We start from the raw sequence: 20,320 nt of genomic DNA, 5'->3' as shown, positions 1-20,320 counted from the left end.
CACGCGCCCACTCCGACATCGTCTGGTTCACCCCCAACCCAGGAAAAGCAACATTCTGCTTCAACCCAGACCCCACATTCACAACCAACAACTACGCACAACAAGGCCACTGACGCCAGCGACCACCACCGAGCAGCACTCGCAATCAACCCATCAACGGTAGAGACGAGGGGTGGGGACCCACCAGGATCCCCACCCCTCAACCGTTCACGGCACGGTCGCCGCGACGCGGTCGATTACTCGGGCTGAGCCGCAGCGGCGGCCTGCGCGGCGGCCGGAGCGGCGGCGGCGATAGCCTCCAGCTCCGCCTCGCCGTGAGCGCCGGACACGAACCACACCTCGTACACCGAGGGCGGGAGGGCCACGCCCGAGGACAGGAACGAGTGGAAGAACGGGGCGTAGCGCCACGCCTCCTGGGCGCGCGCCTGGTCGTAGTCGTAGACGCCCGAGGCGGCCGCGGCCTCGCCGAACATGACGGAGAACAGGGACCCGGTGCGCTGGACGCGGTGGGCGACGCCGGCAGCGTTGAGCGCGTCCGACACGATCGTGCTGATCTCCTGAGCCGAGGCGTTGACGCGGTCATACACGCCCTGGTCAGCGAGTTCGAGGGTGCGCAGGCCGGCGACCGTGGCCAGGGGGTTGCCCGAGAGGGTACCCGCCTGGTAGACGGGGCCCAGGGGAGCCAGCAGGTCCATGACGTCCGCGCGCCCGGCGACGGCCGCCAGGGGCATGCCGCCGCCCACGACCTTGCCGAAGGTCACGAGGTCGGGCACCCAGTCGGCGCCCTCCACGGAGGACGCGTCGACGAAGCCGGCACCGTAGCGGCCCGCGGGCGCGCCGTCGACCCACCCGGCCACGGCCTCGAGGCCCCACCAGCCGGCGGGGTCGACGCGGAAGCCGGTGAGGACCTCGTCGAGGATCATGAGCGCGCCGTGCGCGGTGCACAGGCGGCGGATTTCGCGGTTCCAGCCGGGGTGGGGCGGGACCGTGCCCATGTTGGCGGGGGCGCCCTCGAAGATGACGGCTGCGATACTGTCGCCCACCTGCTCGAAGCACGCGCGCAGGGCATCAACATCGTTGTAGGGCAGGACGATCGTCTGGGCGGTGATGGCCTCGGGGACGCCGGCCGACCCGGGCAGGCCGCCGGTGGCGACGCCCGACCCGGCGGCCGCGAGCAGGCCGTCGGAATGGCCGTGGTAATTGCCGGCGAATTTCACGATCAGGTCGCGCCCGGTGGCACCGCGCGCCAGGCGGATCGCCGTCATCGTCGCCTCGGTGCCCGTCGACACGAAGCGGACGCGCTGCGCGAAGGGCACGCGCTCGCGCACGGCGCTGGCCAGCAGCGTCTCAGTTTCGGTCGGCGCACCGAAGGACAGGCCGCGCGAGGCGGCCTCCTGGACGGCGGCGACCACCTCGGGGTGCGCGTGGCCGAGCAGCGCCGGACCCCACGACCCAACCAGGTCCACGTAGGAGCGTCCCTCGACGTCGGTGACGCGCGCGCCGCTCGCGCTCGCGATGAAGCGCGGGGTGCCGCCGACGCCCCCGAAGGCGCGCACGGGCGAGTCCACGCCGCCGGGGATCACGGCTTTTGCTTGGGAGAATGCGGTTTCGTTAGTAGTCACGGCTACCTTCATCGACGAAAAATGGATTGTTGCTATGGTACGCGCGCTCAGCACGCTCAGCGGGTCCGGCGGGCGACCTCGAGGGCCCAGTAGGTGAGGACGGAGTCGGCTCCCGCGCGGAAGATGCCGGTGAGGGACTCGTCGATGACGCGGGTGCGGTCGATCCACCCGTTGGCGGCGGCGGCCTCGACCATCGCGTACTCCCCGGACACCTGATAGGCGGCGACGGGGATGTCGGAGGCGGCGGCCACGTCGGCCAGCACGTCCAGGTACGGGCCGGCGGGCTTGACCATGAGCATGTCGGCGCCCTCGGCCGCGTCGAGCAGCGCCTCGAAGAGGCCTTCGCGTCGGTTCGCGGGGTCCTGCTGGTAGGTGCGTCGGTCGCCCTTGAGGGTGGATCCGACGGCCTCGCGGAAGGGCCCGAAGTAGGCGGACGCGTACTTCGCGGAGTAGGCGAGGATGGCGACGTGGGCGTATCCCGCCTGGTCGAGGGCGGCGCGGATCGCGGCGACCTGGCCGTCCATCATGCCCGAGGGCGAGACCATGTGCGCGCCCGCGCGCGCCTGGGAGATCGCCATCGCCTGGTAGAGCGGCAGGGTCGCGTCGTTGTCGACGCCGCCTTCGGAGTCGAGGAGGCCGCAGTGCCCGTGGTCGGTGAACTCGTCCAGGCAGGTGTCCGCGCACACGACGAGGGCGTCGCCGACCTCGGCGCGCACGGCGGCGAGGCCACGGTTGAGGATCCCGTCCTCCGCCCACGCCTGGGAGCCGATCGCGTCGCGGTGGGAGGGCACGCCGAACAGGTCGATGGCACCCACGCCGGCTTCGGCGGCCTGCGCGGCGGCCCGGCGCAGCGAGTCGATCGTGTGCTGGTACTGGCCCGGCATAGCCGCGATTTCGCGGGGTTCATCGATGTCGTCGCGCACGAAGACAGGCCAGATGAGCTTGGCGGGGTCGACGTGAGTTTCGCGCACGAGCGCGCGCATCGCTGGGGTCGAGCGCAGGCGGCGCGGGCGGATCGTCGGGATCGGGGAGGAGTCCACCCCGGCCTCGGCGAGGTAGGAGGTAACGGATTCAGGGACGGTAGTCATGAGTTTCTTTCTTCGGGTGCGTCGGCGTGGGTAGGGCGGGTGAGGGTGTCGGTGAGGGCGCGGACGATGGCATCGGGTGTGGGGGACGAGGCCTGGGCCGCGACCGCGATCCCCAGCCGCCTGGCGGTGGCGGCGGTGGGCGCGCCGATGGTCACGACCCGAGTTGAGGGGGGCGGCAGGCCGAGGAGCGGGGGGAGGGCGCGCGCCTGGGAGGAGGCTGTGAGGATCGCCGCGTCGTAGTGACCCGCGCGGAAATTCCCGGCGATATCGGCGTCAATATCGCCGACACCCGCGGGAGTGGTGGTGTAGGCGTCGACGGCCTCGACGCTCCAACCCAGCGCCCGCAGCCCGTCCGGCAGGGTATCGGGGGCGAGCGCCGACCGGGGGATGAGGATCGGGCGCGCGCCAGAGTCCGAGGTGGGGAAGCACGCAAGCAGCGCGGCGGCGGACCCTGTGCCGGTCAGGTCGGCGCTCACGCCCGCGTGGTCGACGACCCATCGGGCCGTGGCCTCGCCGACGGCCGCGATGCGCGTGCCGCGCGAGCGCGCACGTGGAAGGCAGGAAACGACGGCGCGCGCGGCCCTCCATGAGGAGAACACAACCCACGCGTATCCGCCGTCAGCGAGTCGGCCGCGCGCCGCGTCGAGCTGCGCGGACTCCAGCGGCGTCGACACGGTGAGGGCGAGAGCATCTACCTGCGCCCCGGCGAGGCGCAGGGCGCGCGCGATGGCGTCGTCGGGCTTGGCGCGGGTCAGGAGGATCCGACGCCCGCTCAGGGGGCCGCTTACAACAGGATCACGCACAACGGGGCCGCTCACGTGGGGTAAGGTCACCGGGGCTTCGCTCACTGAGGGCTCGTTCACGAGGGTTGCCTCGGCGCTTTCGTCGCCCCCAGGTCGGTGACCTCGGCGGCGCCTCCCGCGAGCAGCTGGCGCGCCACGTCCTCGCCGAGGCGGGCGGCCTCGACCGGCATGGCCTCGTCCAGCGCATCGTCACCACGATCTACCGTGCCCGTGAGCGCTAACGCACCACTCGCCTCGACCCGCTCGCGTCCGTCGACGCTCATGACGCGCGCGTCGAGCAGGAGGGCCGAGGAGGCCTCGTCCACGCGGGCGAACGCGCCCACGGGCGCCGCGCACCCCGCGCCCAACGTGGACAAAACGGCGCGCTCGGCACTGGCCGCGAGCGCGGTCGGCCGGTCATTGAGTGCATCGAGGAGGGTGCACAGGAGCGGGTCCGACTCGTCGCGCGTTTCGATGGCAAGGGCTCCCTGCGAGGGGGCGGGCATCATGATGGCTGGGTCGAGCACGTCGGTGGCGTGGGCGTCGAGGCCGATGCGCCGCAGCCCGGAGAGGGCGAGGACGACCGCGTCGAGGCGATCGCCCGTGCCGAGTGCGGAGGGCGCGGTGCCCGCGTCGGCACCCAGGTCGACGCCGCGCACGCGCGAAAGCCTCGTGGGGACGTTGCCGCGCAGGTCGCAGACGCGCAGGTCGGGGCGCGCGGCGAGCACCTGGGCGGCACGCCTGGGCGAGCCCGTACCGACGAGCGCGCCCTCCGGCAGCGACGACAGCGTCGCCCCGTCGGCCGCGCACAGGGCGTCGCGGGGGTCCTCGCGCTGCGGGACGGCCGCGATGCGCAGGCCCGGCGTGGGGGCGGTGGGCAGGTCCTTGAAGGAGTGGACGGCCAGGTCGCACTCCCCCTGTAGGAGGGCGAGCCGCAGCTGGGCGGCGAACACGCCGACGCCGCCGAGCGCAGCCAGGGGCACCGTGGACACGTCGCCGTGCGTGCGCACGACCTCCAGCTGAACGCGCACGTCCTCGCCGAGGCGAGCCCCGGCCTCCTCGATCGCCCGCGCGACGGTGGTGGATTGGGCGAGCGCCAGGCGCGATCCCCTGGTTCCCAGCACAAATGTCCGCGTGGTCATAGCAGTCCTTTCGCGCCCGCGCGGGCATGTGTGACGACGGAGGCGATGCCGGTTCCGGCGACCCAGGCACCCGTGAGAGCCACGCCCCCCAGGGGCCGCACCTGTTCCTCGAGAGCGGCGACGCGGGCGCGATACTCGGGCGGCAGGGGCGGGAGCGTGCCGTTCCAGCGGGCGAGCAGGTGGTCGGTGACGGCCTCGGGGGCGATGTCCACGCCGGTAAGCGTGCGGATGTCTCGCAGGGCCTCCTCGACGGTGATGTCGGGTTCGACCTCGCCGAGGCGCCCGTAGGACAGGCGCAGTAGGTGCGTGTGGGGCGCACACTGGTCGGCGAGCCAGGGCCACTTGACGTTGAGGTGGGACAGGGCCTTGGCCGCCACGGGTCGCTCGTCGGCGGGGGCGGGCGCGACCAGGAGGCCCTGGGAGACGGGCGCGTCGTCCAGATCGGGGGCGCGCACGGCCAGGGTGAGGCGCGCGATGGGCGCACCCTCGGGAACGCTCACATCGGGCACGAGGCCGGGGATGCGCGCCTGCGTCAACAGGCGCAGGGCGGCGCTGGCGCTGCAGGCGAGGACGAGGCGCTCCGTCGTGACGCTCACGTCCGGCCCGCTCGGCACGGGTTCAGCTCCGGGGGTGGGACCGGGCCTCGTCGGCCCGCACTCGAGGGTCCATCCCGAGGCCGAGCGAGCCATCGCGAACGCGCCCGTGCGGGTCAGAACAGTTCCCCCGGCCTCTTCGATGGCGGCCCGCAGCGCGTCGACGAGGACGAACATGCCGCCCTCGACGCAGGCTTCGGGGGTGCGGCGCGATCCCGCGGCGGCCAGACGTGCCGCGACCGCAGCAGCCAGCGACCCGTGACGGGCGGTCTCTGCGCGCAGGCCGGGGGCGACCGTGTCGGTCGCCAGCATGGAGGGGTCGGCCGTGTAGATGCCCGCGATGATCGGCCGCACCGAGCGTTCCAGCACGGCCTGCCCCATGCGCGCGGTCACGAAACCGGCCAGGGTGTCCCCGGCCTCGTCCATGCCGACGCCGCCGCCCATCGAGCGATCCTTCAGGGCGCGGCGCACCCCATCCTCGCCGAGCACGCGCTCGCAGTCGGGCGCGTCCGGGTGGGCGGGGATGCCCAGGAACGAGTCGCGCAGGAAGGGGCGCAGCTCCCAGCCGCCACGCAGGGCGGGGGCATAGAGGCGGGCACCCGAGCCGGCGGGCTCGACCGAAGTCAGCCCCAGGGCGTCCACGATCGACGAGGTGTCGGTACCGCGCAGGACGTATGTCTCCGCGCCCAGGTCCACGTCCACGCCACCGACCGTGCCGCGGGCGATGAGGCCGCCCAGGTAGCCGCGCGCCTCGATGAGGAGGGGTCGCACGCCCGCGCGGGCCAGTTCCCACGCGCTCACGGCTCCGGCGATGCCTCCGCCGACGACGACTGCGCCGGGGTTGGTGGGAATGGCATCAAGCGCGCTCATCGAGCATCACCCAGCTCGCGGACCAGCTCGACGATGCGCGTCAGGACGTCGGGGTCGGTCGTGGGCGGCACGCCGTGCCCGAGGTTGAAGATATGGCCGGGGGCAGCGCGCCCGGCGTCGAGGATATCTCGAACAGCCTGTTCGATAACGGGCCACGGGGCCTGCAACAGCGCGGGATCCAAGTTTCCCTGCACGGCCTTTCCGGGCACCTGCTCGATGGCCCACGACAGGTCCGTCTTCCAGTCCACGCCCACGCAGTCGGCACCGACCTCGGCCATATCGGACAGGATCGGCGCACTGCCTGTCCCGAAGTGGATGAGCGGAGCGCGCTCACCCGTCACCGGGCTGACGACGCCGGCGACGCGCTGTGCGACCATGCGCGAATACGGCGCGACGGACTCCCGATAGGTGCGAGGCGAGAGGGACCCCACCCACGAGTCGAAGAGCTGCGCGGCGCTGGCGCCGGCCCCGATCTGCGCGGTAATAAAGTCAGCGCTCACCCACGCACACCAGGTCATGAGAGCATCCCACGCGCCCGGGTCCGACGCCGCGAGCGCGCGCGCAGCCATGTGATCGCGCGAGGGACGCCCCTCGACCATGTACGCGGCCAGGGTGAAGGGGGCGCCTCCGAATCCAATGAGGGGTGTCGACCCCAGCTCGCGGACCGCCGTCGCGACGCCGTCGCGCACCGCCTGAGCCCCTTCGGCGCAGTCGCGCACGCGCCCGGTGGAATCCGTCCAGGACCCTTCCCCGTAACGATGACTCAGCAGCTCGTCGATGCTCTCGCGCGTTCGATAGGGGTGGTCGAGGACCGGGCCGACACCCGGCTCAATCTCGACACCCACACCGGCCAAGCGCAGGGGGACCATGATGTCCGAAAAGAAGATGCCCGCGTCCACGCCATGGCGTCGCACAGGCTGCACCGTCGCCTCGGCGGCAACGTCGGGGCGCAGGCAGGCCTCGAGCATGGGCAGGCCGACGTCCGCGCGCAGCTGGCGATACTCCGGCAGGGAGCGCCCAGCCTGACGCATGAACCACACGGGGATGGGCCCGCGTCGCCCGGTCAGGGCGGCGATCAGCGGGGGCTTCGTCATGTATCTCCCTTAATTTAATGATGTTTTCATGCGTTAATTCGCGCATTTCCGCCTGTTTCCAGTCTAGTTCAAGACAATTTCTCACACGTCTTAAAAGCGTGGAATCACCTGTCTTTACGCGCATTTATCCGCGTGAGTGCGCCATTTATTTCGCCGACATTTCGAAATGACACGGCGTCACCAACATAAATAGCTTCTCTCCGCTGCCCACGTCACCCGCGTGCCCTTAAATGGACGCGTTGTGACTATTCATGTGCTTTCCGCGGACCACCGCTACGCCCCCCTCGACGACATCGCCCGGCTCTCCGGCGCGACCGACCTCGGCCCTACCCTCATGCGCTCGCTGGCGCAGGTACGTGGAGTCATGTTCCTACGCACCTGTAACCGCGTCACCATCTACGTCGACGCCCCGGCCTCGGCCGACCCCCACGCGCTCCAGGACGCGGTAGAGCGCGAACTCGCCACCGCCGCCCACGCCCCGCGCGCCGACGTACAGCTGCGGCACCTGTGGGGACGCGACGGCCTCGTCGATCTTTTCGCGACGGCATCCGGGCTGGAATCCATGGTTATCGGCGAGCGCGAGATCGCCGGGCAGATGCGCCGCGCCGCGCGCACCGCCTGGGAGGACGGAACCCTCAGCTGCGACCTGGGACGCGCCGCCGAACGGGCCTCGGCCACCTCGCGCCGCGTCGCCACCGAGACCGGACTGGCCGGGGCGGGCCGTTCGGTCGTCGCCGTCGGCCTCGACATGGCGGCCGCCCACCTGGGACCGTGGGAAGACACGCGCGTGCTCATCGTCGGCACGGGCGCCTACGCCGGTGCGACCGTCAGCGCCCTGAACGCGCTCGGCGCATCGGACGTGTCCGTCTACTCGACGTCCGGGCGCGCCCAAGAGTTTGCCCGAGGACGAGGCATCGGCTGGGTCGACCGCGCAGGCCTACCCTCTGCGCTGGAGCGCGCCGACCTAGTCGTGACATGCCGAGGGCTCGGAAGCCCCATCCTGACCCGCGACATGGCCGCTGCATCCGGGCCCACCGTGGTCCTGGACCTCGCGCTCATGCGCGACACCGAAAGCTCTGTCGCGTCACTGCCGAACGTGACGCTCATCGACCTGCCGACCATCCAGGCGTCGGTCCCGGCCGCCGATGCCGACGCACTTGAGCGCGCACGCGCCATCATCGACGAGGAGGTCTCATCCTTCGAACGCGGCCTCGGCGCACGCTCCATGGACCCCGTCGTGCGACACCTGCGCTCGCGCGTCTTCCGCATCGTCGAGGAGGAGATCGACCGCCTCGGCGACGCTCCCTTCTCGACCGAGGACGCGGCCCGTGCACTGCGCCACCTGGCGGCGCGCCTCATCCACAACCCGACCGTCATGGCGCGCCGGGCCGGCGAGGAAAGCCAGCAGGAACGCTACCTGGAGGCCCTCGGCGTGGTCCTCGGCATCGACGAGGCCTCCCTTATTACGGGGGACGACGTGGCCCCTCACGCTTTCTCGCCAGGTGATCACGGCCATTCCCGCGGCGGCGTCTGCCCACACGATGTTCATACACTGGGTGCATGAGCACCCAGAAGAACGATCCACGCGCACTCGCCCTCGGCGTCTCCTGCTACGTGATCTGGGGTTTCTTCCCCCTGTACTTCTCGCTGCTCTCCCCCGCCGGCGCCGTTGAGGTCATCGTCCACCGTGCGGTCTGGGGCCTGTTCTTCTGCGTGGTTGCGCTCGCTGTGACGGGGTCGCTCGGGAAGGTGCGCGCACTCATCGCGGATCGCGGAGCCCTGTGGCGCCTCGCGGTCGCGGGCGCGCTCATCGTCGTCAACTGGTCGGTGTACGTGTACGCGGTCCTCGCCGGCCATACGACTGATGCGGCGGTTGGATACTTCATCAACCCCCTCGTGACGGTCGCGCTGGGCCTCATCGTGCTGCGCGAGCGCGTCACCCCGATCCAGCAGGTGGCTCTGGCCCTCGGCGTCATCGCCGTCATCATTCTCGTCATCGGCCAGCGCGCGGTCCCCATCGTCTCCCTCACGCTCGCACTGACGTTCGGCCTGTATTCACTGGTGAAGAAGGACGTGGCCGCGCGCGTCGACCCGCTCGCGGGCATGGCGATCGAGACCGCGGCGGTCTCGCCCTTCCTGCTGGGCTACTACGCGTATCTGGTGGCCACGTCCTCCACATCCTTCCACGCCATCGCGTCTTCCGACGGCTCCGGGTTGTCGTGGCCCGTTCACCTGGCCCTCCTGGTGGGAGCGGGCGCGCTGACGATGATCCCGCTCATCATGTTCGCCTCGGCGGCAAGAGGCCTGACCCTGGGGACGATGGGCTTCCTGCAGTACCTGGGCCCGACCCTGCAGCTCCTCGTCGCCGTGTTCATCTTCCACGAGAGCGTGCCCGCATTCCGCTGGATCGCGATGGGCGTCGTGTGGGTGGCGCTGGCGTGCCTGAGCGCCGACTGGCTGGTCTCCTCCGTGCGCGCCAAGCGCCTGGCCCGGGCAGGTCACCAGGACTGATTCCGACGGGCACGCCGGGCGGTGGGGGCGGCCGCCATGGCGGGCCCCGGTACAAAACTCCCCCGGCGTATCCAGTTCGGCGGCCCAACCGGTACAAAACTCTCCCAGCGTATCCAGTTCGGCGGCCCAACCGGTACAAAACTCTCCCGGCACACCCGAAACCGCCCTTTTTGACCTGTTTTCCCCGAGCAGGGAGAACTTTGTACCGCTCCCACCAACAACAAGCCACGCAGGGAGAAGAAAGTCACGCGCCAACACCCCGCCTCACCCCAACAACACGCACCTCCCCCAATTCCGCATGCAATTCGATTGCATGAAACTTCAACAACACTCAGAAACGTTGAAATACCGACGATCACAATTCAAATCCTGAAATAGCCGCAGGGGAATTGCATGCGAAATTGATAGTGAGCTCAGCAATGAGGAGCAATGGCCCGGAGGTGAAGTGGACCAGACCGCCGTGCCGATGAGCAGCAACAGGAACGCCCTAGCAAAAGTCGCACGTAATTCGATTGCATGAAACTTCAACAACACTCAGAAACGTTGCAATTCCAACGATCACAATTCAAATCTTGAAGCATTCGCACGGGAATTACGTGCGAAATTGATGAATCTGGTGTGGAGGGGGCCGGTGGGTCCGGAGGGCACGGGCAGGCTTCGAGGCGCGGGGCCTGGCTGCGGTGCCCGTGGGCGGCGGCAGGGCCTGACCGGGCTAGTCCAAGCGACACAAGTGCCGCCGGTGTGGAGGGCGCGGAGGGATTGGTGGGCCTGGCTGCGGTGCCCGTGGGCGGCGGCAGGGCCTGGCCGGGACCACACAGCACCGGAGGCGCCGCCGGTGTGGAGGGCGCCGGAGGGTCCGGGGGGCCAGGGCGGGCCTCGAGATCGACCACTCCGAGCGAAGCTCGCGTGTGGCGATCTCGCGGGCGGCCGGGCCCGACGGCACCCGAAACACCTGCGGCACCACACGCAACAACATGCAGCGCCAACGGCGAGCGGGCAGCCAGGACACGCGGCGGCCAGGTAAAACGGCCTTACTCGCCGCCGCCAGGCTCGGGGCGTCCCGTGTAGTTGACGAAGCGCGCCATGTCGCCCTGGAAGAGGGCGGTGACGGTCGCGGTCGCGCCCGCGCGATGCTTGGCGACGATGATGTCGGCCTCGCCGGGGCGATCCTCCTTGTCGTAGTAGTCGGGGCGGTGCAGCAGAATAATGATGTCCGCGTCCTGTTCGAGCGAGCCGGACTCACGCAGGTCGCTCATCATGGGCTTGCGGTCGGTGCGGCCCTCGGAGTTACGGTTCAGCTGTGCGACGGCGATGACGGGGATGTCGAGGTCCTTGGCCAGGAGCTTCAGATTTCGCGACATCGCGGAGACTTCCTGCTGACGGGATTCGACCTGGCGGCCGCTCGTCATGAGCTGGAGGTAGTCGATGACGACCAGGCCCAGGTTTTCCTGCTGTTTCAGGCGGCGGCACTTGGAGCGGATCTCGGAGATCGTGATGTTCGCGGAGTCGTCGACGTACAGGGGCGCAGCGCTCATGCGCGAGGACGTTTCGGCGACCTTTTGCCATTCGTTGCTGTTCATTTTGCCGGCCTGCATCTTGGACAGACGCACCCCGGACTCGGCGGACAGCAGGCGCATCGCGATTTCCTGCGAGCTCATTTCCAGCGAGAAGATCAGCGACGTGATGCCGTGCTTCATGGACGCGGAGCGGCAGAAGTCCAGGGCGAGCGTGGATTTACCCATGGCGGGTCGGGCGGCGACGATGATCATCTGGCCGCCGTGTAGGCCCTGGGTCAGCTCATCCAGGTCGGTGAAGCCGGTGGGCACGCCGTTGAGCTTGCCCTGGTTCTTTTCGATGTCTTCGAGGGCGATGAGAATATCCGTGCTCATCTTATCCATGGACACGTAGTCGCTGGTTTCGCGCCCGTCGGAGACGGCGTAGACCTCGGCCTGGGCTTGGTCGACGATCTCGTCGACGTCGCCGCCAGCATCCGCGTAGCCGAGCTGGACGACGCGCGTGCCCGCGGTGACGAGGCGGCGCATGATGGCGCGCTCACGCACAATGCGCGCGTAGTAGGCGGCGTTCGCGGCGGTGGGCACGGAGGCGATGAGGGTGTGCAGGTAGGCGGCGCCGCCGACCTTCGACAGGAGGCCGGCGCGCTTGAGTTCGCCGGCGACGGTGATCGCGTCGGCGGGTTCGGCGCGGCCGTTGAGTTCGATGATGGTGTCGAAGATGGTCTCGTGGCTGGGCTGGTAGAAGTCCTGTCCGCGCAGTATCTCGGACACGACGTTGGCGGCCTCGGTCGTCAGCATCATCGATCCGAGGACGCTCATCTCCGCGTCGATGTCCTGTGGGGGGACGCGGTCGAATTGGTCGTCGGACATCGTGATCCTTTCGGGTCCGCGGGCGTGTAGGGACGAGGCCGGGGCTGGGTTCGGGCCGCGAGCGCGGTGGGGAGCCCTGTGGATAGAGGGCCTTCAGGCGAAGACTAACGCGTTGTAGGAGATTGCGCGACCGACGCTGTGCACGGACATGTGCACATATTGTGGATAACCTGTGCACAACGCCGACAGCGCCTGTGCACAACGTGAAATGACCGATCTGTCAGGGCAGATATGCTCATCACAGTCACATCGTTGTCATTCATTGGGCCATCTAGAATTTCCCCGTGCACGGCTTTCCACAGGCCTGTGCACACATTGTGGATAAGAAAATCGGAGCGTGTCATGACGAGCACACAGGGACCCAGCGACCCGACCTCATCCTCGCAGCGTGAGGAGGCCCCGGCCTCGTCGACCCCGACGATCACGACGCGGATGATCCTGTCGCTCGCGCTGCCCTCCTTGGGGGCTCTCATCGCCGAGCCGCTGTTTACCGTCATCGATTCGACGATGGTCGGCCACCTGGGGACCCCGCAGCTGGCGGGCCTGGGTGTCGCGTCGACCGTGCTGAACACGGCGGTCGGGCTTTTCATCTTCCTCGCCTACTCGACGACGTCCTTGGCGGGGCGTCACCTGGGGGCCCGGCGGCGCGATCTCGCGGTCCGTTCGGGGGTCGAGGCCATGTGGCTGGCGGGAGGCCTCGGCCTCCTCGCTGCGATCCTCCTGGCGGTCTTCGCCTCTCCCCTGCTCACCTGGCTGGGGGCGAACGAGGCGACGATGCCGCACGCCCTGGCCTACCTGCACGCCTCCGCGCCCGGGCTGGTCGGCATGTTCGTCGTCCTGGCGGCCACCGGCACTCTGCGCGGGTTGCAGGACACGCGCACTCCCCTGGTCGCGGCGTCCGTGGGCGCGGCGTTCAACGCCGTGGCGAACTGGGTGCTCATGTACCCGCTCGGCCTGGGGGTTGCGGGGTCGGGCCTGGGCACGGCGATCACGCAGACGCTCATGGCGGTCTTCCTCGGCTGGATGATCGTGCGCGCCGCACGTCGCGAGGGCGTCAGCCTGCGCCCATCCACCTCGGGCCTGTTCGGCGCGGCGGTCGAGGGGGCGCCGCTGCTCGTGCGCACCCTTGCCCTGCGCGTCGCCCTCCTCGCGACACTGAGCGCGGTGACCGCGATCTCCACCCAGGCACTGGCCGCCCACCAGATCGTGTGGACGCTGTGGACGTTCGCCGCCTACGTGCTCGACGCCCTCGCGATCGCCGCCCAGGCACTGGCAGGATTCACGGCCGGCACCGGCGAACGCGGGGCCATGCGCCCGCTCCTGCGCACGCTCTCGCGCTGGGGCGTCAGCTTCGGCGTCGCCGTCGGCGTGGCCTTAGCGCTCACCGCACCCTGGATCACTCGCATCTTCACCAACGACCAGACCGTCATCGACTACGCGACCGTCGCCATCATCGTCAGCGCCTTCTTCCAGCCGGTCGCAGGCTACGTCTTCCTCCTCGACGGCGTCCTCATCGGCGCGGGCCGAGGCCGCTACCTGGCCATCGCCGCCGTCATCAACCTGGTCGTCTACGCGCCCCTCCTGTGGGTCATCGCCCACTCCGCCTCGCTCACCGCGCGCCCATCGCTGGCCCTCACGCTCGTGTGGCTCGCATACTCGGCGGTCTACACGGGCATGCGGGCGCTCACCAACGGGCTCGGCGCGCGCTCGCTGTAGATGATCGACGAGGCCGGGGCAGGCCTCGTCCCCACCTGCCGTTTCGCGCGGGGTTCGGCGTCCCGGCGAGGCCCACCCCGACCTCGTTCTGGGGGCGCCAATCGTGACCGGAAACGCCCTAGCGAAGACGCTGCCACCCGTGTAAAGTGGGTAGCTGGACTGTCCGCACCCGCGGCCGGTCCAGCAGGCCCCCAGGGGCCATACGCAACGCCCTCCTGTCACGGACCGTCCGTGACCGTAAAGACCATAGGAGGTGGGAACCAACGTGCGTAACTACGAACTGATGGTGATCCTCGATCCTTCGATCGACGAGCGCACCGTCGCCCCCGTGATGGAGAAGTACCTGGCACCCGTGGCTGCCAACGGCGGATCCGTCGAGAACCTTGACATCTGGGGCAAGCGCCGCCTTGCTTACGACATCCTCAAGCGTTCTGAGGGCATCTACGTCGTCATCGACATGACCACGACCCCCGAGGTCGCTCTCGAGATCAACCGCCGCATGGGCATCGACGAGACCATTCTCCGTACGAAGCTCCTGCGCCCCGACGCTCACTGAGCCGACACCACACCCTCTAAGCCCGAGGAGCCGACATGGCCGGAGATACCGTCATCACTGTCATCGGTAACCTGACCGCTGACCCCGAACTGCGTTGGACGCAGTCCGGCGCCGCGGTCGCCGATTTTACGGTGGCCTCCACCCCCCGAACCTACGACCGTAACGCCGGTGAGTGGCGCGACGGCGACACCCTCTTCATGCGCTGCTCCGTGTGGCGCGATACCGCTGAGAACGTCGCCGAGTCGCTGCGTAAGGGCATGCGCGTCATCGTTCAGGGTCGCCTCACCCAGCGCTCGTACGACACCCAGCAGGGTGAACGTCGCACGGTCGTTGAGCTGCAGGTCGATGAGGTCGGCCCCTCCCTGCGCCGCGCACGCGCGCAGGTCACCCGCACCGCCCCCTCCGGTGGCGGCGGCTACCAGTCCGACAACCGCGGCCAGCAGGGCGCGCCCCAGCAGGGCGGCGGTTACGGCGGCGGCCAGGGTGGATACGGCCAGGGTGGCGCCAACTACGGCGCACCGACCGGCGGCTCCCCCGAGGACCCGTGGCGCAGCGCCCCCGCTGGCGGCGCCACCTCCTTCGGCGACGAGCCCCCGTTCTAAAGTCGAGCGCTCCGGCGCTCGCGCCGGACGCCACGTCGAAGACACAACGCTTGGGGCGGCACAGTCCGCCCGGATTCACTAGGAGACCATCATGGCGAAGCCCCAACTTCGCAACAAGCCCATCAAGAAGAAGGCCAACCCGCTGAAGTCGGCCAAGATCGAGAAGATCGACTACAAGGACACCGCTCTGCTGCGTAAGTTCATCTCGGACCGCGGCAAGATCCGCGCCCGCCGCGTGACCGGTGTTTCCACCCAGGAGCAGCGCAAGATCGCTCGCGCCGTCAAGAACGCGCGTGAGATGGCTCTGCTGCCCTACTCCACGACCGGCCGCTGATAAGGGAAGGACACAGCTGATATGGCTACCACGAAACTGATCCTCACCCACGACGTCCCCAACCTCGGCCACGCCGGCGAGGTCGTCGAGGTCAAGGCTGGCTACGCCCGCAACTACCTGGTCCCCCGCGGCTTCGCCGCCAAGTGGACCGCCGGCGCGCAGAAGCAGATCGACCAGATCGCCGCTGCTCGTCGCCGCCACGAGATCGCCACGATCGACGACGCTCGCACCGTGCGCGACGCCCTCCAGGGTGCCGTTGTCGAGATCTCCGGCAAGGTTGGCAACTCCGGCCGCCTGTTCGGTGCCGTCTCCGCTGCTGCGATCGCTGACGCGGTCAAGGAGCAGCTGGGCCAGACCATCGATCGTCGTCGTGTCATCATCGCCTCGCCCATCAAGGCCGTAGGCGACTACACGGTGACCGTCGGCCTCCACACCGAGGTGTCCGCGAACCTCAAGGTCCGCGTTTCCGCCGCGAAGTGAAGGCTTCACGCATCGGTTGAATGCTGAAGGGTTGGCCCCCGCTCATGCGAGCGGGGGCCAACTTTTTTGTTCGGGTGCCACCGTTTGGCGTACGGGGGCACCCGAACGTGGCGAAGAAGCAGACGCTTGCGTGTGGAATCTGATTACTCCTGGGATCGCAATGTCCGGGCGGGAGGCATCGAGGCTGACGATATTGCGCACACCTGATCGGGACATTCGAGGGACGTTTCATCCATGTCGGCGGCCACCTGCCCCGCTCAGTTAGATTCTAGGAAGGTAGTTTTCTGGTTGGAATTCCGCGTATTGGCACACGGTAGCACTCCCGCAGAGAAGTCGCAGTCACAATCGCTTGACACCGGGACACTATCGGGACATAATAGTCCTGACGCTGAAATCCGTCGAGCAATCGGAGGTTGAAATGTCCACCACACATCTGTACACACTCAAGACCCTCGAGGACCAGAGGGATGCCAATAGCTTCCTCACGCTCAGCAAGCCGCGATTGAAGAACGTCAAGAATCACACCTTCACTTGGTGGGACCCCTCGCGTATTCTCCCGGGTGAAGATCGGGAAGCTGAGATCAACAAGCACCTGTCCGCCGCCGACTACGTCATCCTGCTCCTCAGTCCCTACCTCCTCGCCGCCATGAAGGATCAGGAGCTCCCCAGCATCGACAAAGTTCAGGCGAAGCTCCTCCCCGTCATGCTGGTGAATGTGCCGCTCGACGACACGATGGACTGCTTCGGCATCGACGCTCGCCAGATCTACCGCGGTGACCAGGCTGAGCCGCACTCCTACGACAGCCTCGACAGCGCCTACCAGCGCAACCACTTCGTCGATGGCTTCGTCAGCCGGATGATCCGCCGCATTGAGGGAGGGGGCGGATGGCGGTGACCGGCGGCTTTGAGTGACTTCTCAGCGCCTCGGGCACGTAGCCTGTCGTCACACTCACACCTCGGCAAGCGACTCACAGACTACATCCGGTGACTGGAGTACCAACCAGTACTCCACTTCGCGTCACCTCCGCACACGCCCCTCAAACACAGTACTCCCACTAGGTCCAGCTCACTCACCCTGGAGGTTCTCATGTCTAACATCAAGCTCTTTCTTTCGTGGGCTCACGATGACGCCGAAGCTAAGGATTCCTTCCTCAAACTGCTCAACCCCCGCTTGCGGATTGCACAGAACCACGTCTTCACCTGGTGGGTGGACTCGTTCATCCTCCCTGGCGAGGAATGGAAGGAGGAGATTCGGGCGCAGCTGGAGAAAGCCGACTACATCGTTCAGCTCATCAGCCCCTCCTTCCTGGCCTCCGACTTCATTCGTGACTACGAGATTCCCGGAGTGGGCGAGGCCCCTCTGAAGAAGACGCTGCCCGTCATGCTCGTCGACGTGCCCCTTGATGGGACCATGGAGTTCCACCAGATCGACCGCCGCCAGATCTATTGCGGCAACTCCATCGAGCCCCACTCCTACGTGAGCCGCGAGACCGACTACCAGCGCAACCAGTTCGTCTATGGCTTCGTCAGCCGAATCATCGATCGCGTCGAAGGCAAGGGCGGGTACCGCTGATGTCCACTCTCTCACCCACGTCTCAACGTCCCCTTTCCGCAAGCACAGTCCGCCGAATCCTCGATAGCCTTGAGGATCTGACGCAGGGAAACGCGAAGATGGCTCGTGCGATCTGCGATCTTCTCGACGACGACGGCAAGACAACCATCGACGCAGTCCTGGCGACAATCACTAGCGGCAACAAGGACGAGTACCTGCGCAAGTTCAAGACCCGCTTCAACCGGGACGCGGGCGGCGCGCTCACCGTCGTCTTCGATCGCAGGAGGGGGTCCGAGTTCTATTTCACGGGCTCCGACCCCATCACTGAGGACATCGCCGAGTACTCGGAGCAGCAAACACGGCGCCACGACACCGATGAGCAAACGATCGATGCCTACGCGGTCGAGGAGAAGGATCCGCGCTCCACCACTCGATCCGAACGACCAGACGACCTGCGCATCTACATCAGCCTCGTTCCCGAGGATGGGCAGCCGGCGAGCACATGTGCTGACCTGCTTGAGCGCACCATCAAGGCCGGACTGCGCGACCGCTACCGAGCCGTGTTTTTCCGCACTGACAGTGTTCCCGTAGGCGAGATCACTGATCAGTATCTTGACAAGCGTATTACCGAATCTAACCTGGTGATCATCCTCATTAGTAACAGGTACCTCACCGAGGAAAACGAGGCGGAACGGGTCTGCGCCGTGCACTCTCACCCGATTATCGTCACACTCGAAGACATCGGCCCTGGCGTGTCCGTGAAACCATTGAACCGCCGTGACGTCGTTTCAGGACGATCCTTCGTCGAGGCGCAGGATGCAGGGCGCAAAGGCGAGCAGGATTTCGCGAACCGTGTCCTAGACGTCATCGCACGCGAACTCGCCAGGGATCCGGCACTCACACCTCGCACATGTGAGCGGCTATCCGATGATATGGCCAAGGCATCAATCCACGGACGGCTTGAACTCGCGGCAGAAGCGGTGCCCGCGCGTGCCGTTGTCGGGGCGTTCGAGGCTCTGCGAGGAGACGAGGCGCCTTCGTTCGTCAACAGGGCGGCAGATACCCCGCACGCTGTCGAGCGCCTCGTGTCATGGGCTCGAGGATTGGACGATGAGCGCTCGAGCCTGTGCGCGCTCCTGGGGAACCTGGGGACAGGAAAGACGACCTCAACAATCCTGCTGACCCGCAGACTTCTGGAACTCAGGATGGTCGGCGAGCAGGTCCCCCTGCCCATCTACTTCGACCTGCGAGACCTCTCCCCCACCACCCTCAAGGACTACGGGCTGCGCACACTCCTGACCCAGCTCCTTGCGAACTCCTCGCTGTCCACCATCACGGTCGACAACGTCCTAGCGACGATTCGAGATGAGCACACCCTGGTCATCTTCGACGGTCTCGACGAGGTCCTCGTCCACCTCTCTCCCCATGACGGCCAGCGTCTGACTCGATCCCTTCTCGAAGTACTCAACCTCGGCGAACGGGGCTCACAAGAGGAGAATCCTCGCACTCGCCTGCTCCTGTCCTGCAGGACTCAGTTCTTCCGGAGCGTCGAGGAGGAATTCTCTTTCTTCGACGGCCAGGGGCGCGAAAACAAGCGAGGCAAAGACTACCTGGTCCTGACGCTGCTGCCCTTCAACGAGAATCAGATCCGCGAGTACCTGCGCCGCAACGTGCCCGAGGCCGACACCGACCGGCTCCTCGAGACGATCCGCTCGGTGCACAACCTGCGCGAGCTCGCCTCCCAACCGGTCCTGCTCGACATGATCCGCCAAGTTCTCCTCACTATCGAGGAGGATCTAAGCATGGGCCACCGGGTTCGGTCGGTCGACCTGTACGAACGTTTCGCAGATAAGTGGCTCAGGCGCGACGACGGCAAGCACAGCCTGATTCCCGACCACAAGATCCAGCTCATGACCCACCTGGCCTGGCAGGTCTGGCGCTCTGGATCCAGAACATGGTCGGCACACTGGATGGAGGAGTGGATGCTCCAATTTCTCCACACCCACCCCGACATGGAACTGCACTACGCGGGACGCATGCCCGACCAGTGGAAGCAGGACTTCCGCACCGCGACCTTCCTGTCGCGTCGCGGGGATGACTTCAGCTTCGCCCACTCCTCGCTCTTGGAGTACTTCCTGGCCGTTCGCCTCGCCGACTCCCTCGAGGCCGAATCAGAGGATGAAGCTCTTGCTGCCTGGGACATCACCCGTCCCAGCGACGAGTGTTTCGCGTTCTTCGCTGAGCTCATCGACCGCCTCTCAGCGCCCACGCAACGCAAGGCGCTCGCCCGCCTCGAACAGGTCGGTAGGAATGCAAGCCCAACCATCCGAGCGAACATCTTCGCCTACACCCTACTGGCACTCGAGATGGGAGTCCCCCACCCACGCCCCAATACCCTGGACCTGTCGGACACCGACCTAAGTGCCTGGAACATCGGATCCGAGAATACAACCCTCAACCTGACTGGAGTTTCGCTCCGAGGTGCCCGCTTGGACGACGCGCAAATTCATCACACCCGCCTTGACAACATCGACGCCACCGAAGCGTCCATACGGCGCGTTCTCTTCCATCACTGCACCCTCACCCATGCTAACCTCGAAGGCGCTGACTTATCCGGCGCGATCTTTCGCGACTGCAAGATGAGAGGATCCTCCCTCGACAGGGCTACGCGGCACCGCACCCAACTCCTCCACACATCTGGCTATGACCGGGAACTCTCCGACGTCCTGAGCGCCCCCTTAACGGAAGATAACACACGCCATATTTTCCCTGAAGTACAGATCCTCGGTGGCCACTCCGCCGAGGTGACTGCAGTGGCGTGGTCACCCGACGGCACCCACATCCTCACAGCATCCATAGACGGTACAGCTCGCATCTGGGACACTATCACCGGAGACAACACACTCACACTTACAGACACGGATCGGATCACTGCAGTGGCGTGGTCACCCGACGGCACCCACATCCTCACAGCATCACGAGAGGGGACGGTCC

General features: G+C 67.3%; 17 protein-coding genes and 1 pseudogene. 11 read left to right on the top strand and 7 right to left on the bottom strand.

Features of this window, described 5'->3' with window-relative positions:
- Positions 1-113: pseudogene (locus O3684_RS09745) on the top strand (DNA-binding protein); the annotation flags it as partial.
- Between the two features lie 123 nt (positions 114-236).
- On the opposite strand, the gene hemL reads toward O3684_RS09745, so the two are convergent.
- From hemL to hemE, 6 genes are read right to left on the bottom strand one after another with little or no spacing between them, the layout of a single operon-like run.
- Positions 237-1,634, bottom strand: coding sequence for a glutamate-1-semialdehyde 2,1-aminomutase (gene hemL, locus O3684_RS09740; RefSeq protein ID WP_500066686.1), 1,398 nt, complete (start codon positions 1,632-1,634; stop codon positions 237-239).
- A gap of 44 nt (positions 1,635-1,678) precedes the next feature.
- Positions 1,679-2,710, bottom strand: coding sequence for a porphobilinogen synthase (hemB, locus tag O3684_RS09735; RefSeq protein WP_500063628.1), 1,032 nt, complete (start codon positions 2,708-2,710; stop codon positions 1,679-1,681).
- Positions 2,707-3,528 carry a uroporphyrinogen-III synthase gene (locus O3684_RS09730; RefSeq protein ID WP_500066684.1) on the bottom strand — a complete coding sequence of 274 codons (822 nt, stop codon included), beginning with the start codon at positions 3,526-3,528 and terminating at the stop codon, positions 2,707-2,709. The genes hemB and O3684_RS09730 overlap by 4 nt, the downstream gene beginning before the upstream one ends.
- A 41-nt stretch (positions 3,529-3,569) precedes the next feature.
- Positions 3,570-4,634 carry a hydroxymethylbilane synthase gene (hemC, locus tag O3684_RS09725; protein WP_500066682.1) on the bottom strand — a complete coding sequence of 355 codons (1,065 nt, stop codon included), beginning with the start codon at positions 4,632-4,634 and terminating at the stop codon, positions 3,570-3,572.
- Positions 4,631-6,097 (bottom strand): protoporphyrinogen/coproporphyrinogen oxidase, encoded by a 1,467-nt coding sequence (locus tag O3684_RS09720; protein ID WP_500066681.1) that lies wholly within the window; start codon positions 6,095-6,097, stop codon positions 4,631-4,633. Before O3684_RS09720 ends, hemC begins: the two co-directional genes overlap by 4 nt.
- Positions 6,094-7,191, bottom strand: a complete 1,098-nt coding sequence (gene hemE / locus O3684_RS09715) for a uroporphyrinogen decarboxylase (protein ID WP_500066679.1) — start codon at positions 7,189-7,191, stop codon at positions 6,094-6,096. Before hemE ends, O3684_RS09720 begins: the two co-directional genes overlap by 4 nt.
- A 241-nt stretch (positions 7,192-7,432) precedes the next feature.
- On the opposite strand from hemE, the gene O3684_RS09710 reads away from it, so the two are divergent.
- Together O3684_RS09710 and rarD are read left to right on the top strand one after the other, a co-directional pair.
- Positions 7,433-8,755, top strand: coding sequence for a glutamyl-tRNA reductase (locus tag O3684_RS09710; protein ID WP_500066678.1), 1,323 nt, complete (start codon positions 7,433-7,435; stop codon positions 8,753-8,755).
- Positions 8,752-9,702: an EamA family transporter RarD gene (gene rarD / locus O3684_RS09705; RefSeq protein WP_500066677.1), complete on the top strand. Its 951-nt coding sequence runs from the start codon at positions 8,752-8,754 to the stop codon at positions 9,700-9,702. Before O3684_RS09710 ends, rarD begins: the two co-directional genes overlap by 4 nt.
- Positions 9,703-10,733: 1,031 nt before the next feature.
- Here rarD and dnaB read toward each other — a convergent pair.
- On the bottom strand, positions 10,734-12,086 hold the full coding sequence (dnaB, locus tag O3684_RS09700) for a replicative DNA helicase (RefSeq protein WP_500066675.1): 1,353 nt from the start codon (positions 12,084-12,086) through the stop codon (positions 10,734-10,736).
- A gap of 342 nt (positions 12,087-12,428) precedes the next feature.
- Here dnaB and O3684_RS09695 point away from each other — a divergent pair, with 342 nt between their 5' ends.
- The 8 genes from O3684_RS09695 to O3684_RS09660 form a co-directional block, all read left to right on the top strand.
- A complete protein-coding gene (locus O3684_RS09695) occupies positions 12,429-13,802 on the top strand; it encodes an MATE family efflux transporter (protein WP_500066673.1) in 1,374 nt (457 codons plus the stop codon).
- A 265-nt stretch (positions 13,803-14,067) separates the two neighbouring features.
- Positions 14,068-14,358, top strand: a complete 291-nt coding sequence (gene rpsF / locus O3684_RS09690; RefSeq protein WP_500063638.1) for a 30S ribosomal protein S6 — start codon at positions 14,068-14,070, stop codon at positions 14,356-14,358.
- A 35-nt stretch (positions 14,359-14,393) separates the two neighbouring features.
- On the top strand, positions 14,394-14,960 hold the full coding sequence (locus tag O3684_RS09685; RefSeq protein ID WP_500063639.1) for a single-stranded DNA-binding protein: 567 nt from the start codon (positions 14,394-14,396) through the stop codon (positions 14,958-14,960).
- 91 nt (positions 14,961-15,051) lie between these two features.
- On the top strand, positions 15,052-15,294 hold the full coding sequence (rpsR, locus tag O3684_RS09680) for a 30S ribosomal protein S18 (RefSeq protein WP_003791435.1): 243 nt from the start codon (positions 15,052-15,054) through the stop codon (positions 15,292-15,294).
- A 21-nt stretch (positions 15,295-15,315) separates the two neighbouring features.
- Entirely contained in the window at positions 15,316-15,774 is a 459-nt protein-coding gene (gene rplI, locus O3684_RS09675; RefSeq protein ID WP_500066671.1) for a 50S ribosomal protein L9, read from the top strand.
- Positions 15,775-16,192: 418 nt separating this feature from the next.
- Positions 16,193-16,669, top strand: coding sequence for a toll/interleukin-1 receptor domain-containing protein (locus tag O3684_RS09670; protein ID WP_484740020.1), 477 nt, complete (start codon positions 16,193-16,195; stop codon positions 16,667-16,669).
- Between the two features lie 192 nt (positions 16,670-16,861).
- Entirely contained in the window at positions 16,862-17,347 is a 486-nt protein-coding gene (locus tag O3684_RS09665; protein WP_500066669.1) for a toll/interleukin-1 receptor domain-containing protein, read from the top strand.
- A 98-nt stretch (positions 17,348-17,445) separates the two neighbouring features.
- A partial coding sequence (locus O3684_RS09660) for an NACHT domain-containing protein (protein ID WP_500066667.1) occupies positions 17,446-20,320 on the top strand: 2,875 nt, incomplete at its 3' end.

Source organism: Pauljensenia sp. 20925_1_27 (assembly GCF_041432835.1).
GTDB lineage: Bacteria > Actinomycetota > Actinomycetes > Actinomycetales > Actinomycetaceae > Pauljensenia.
The sequence above is the reverse complement of the archived record's forward strand: the minus strand, read 5'-3'. Positions and strand labels throughout refer to the sequence as shown.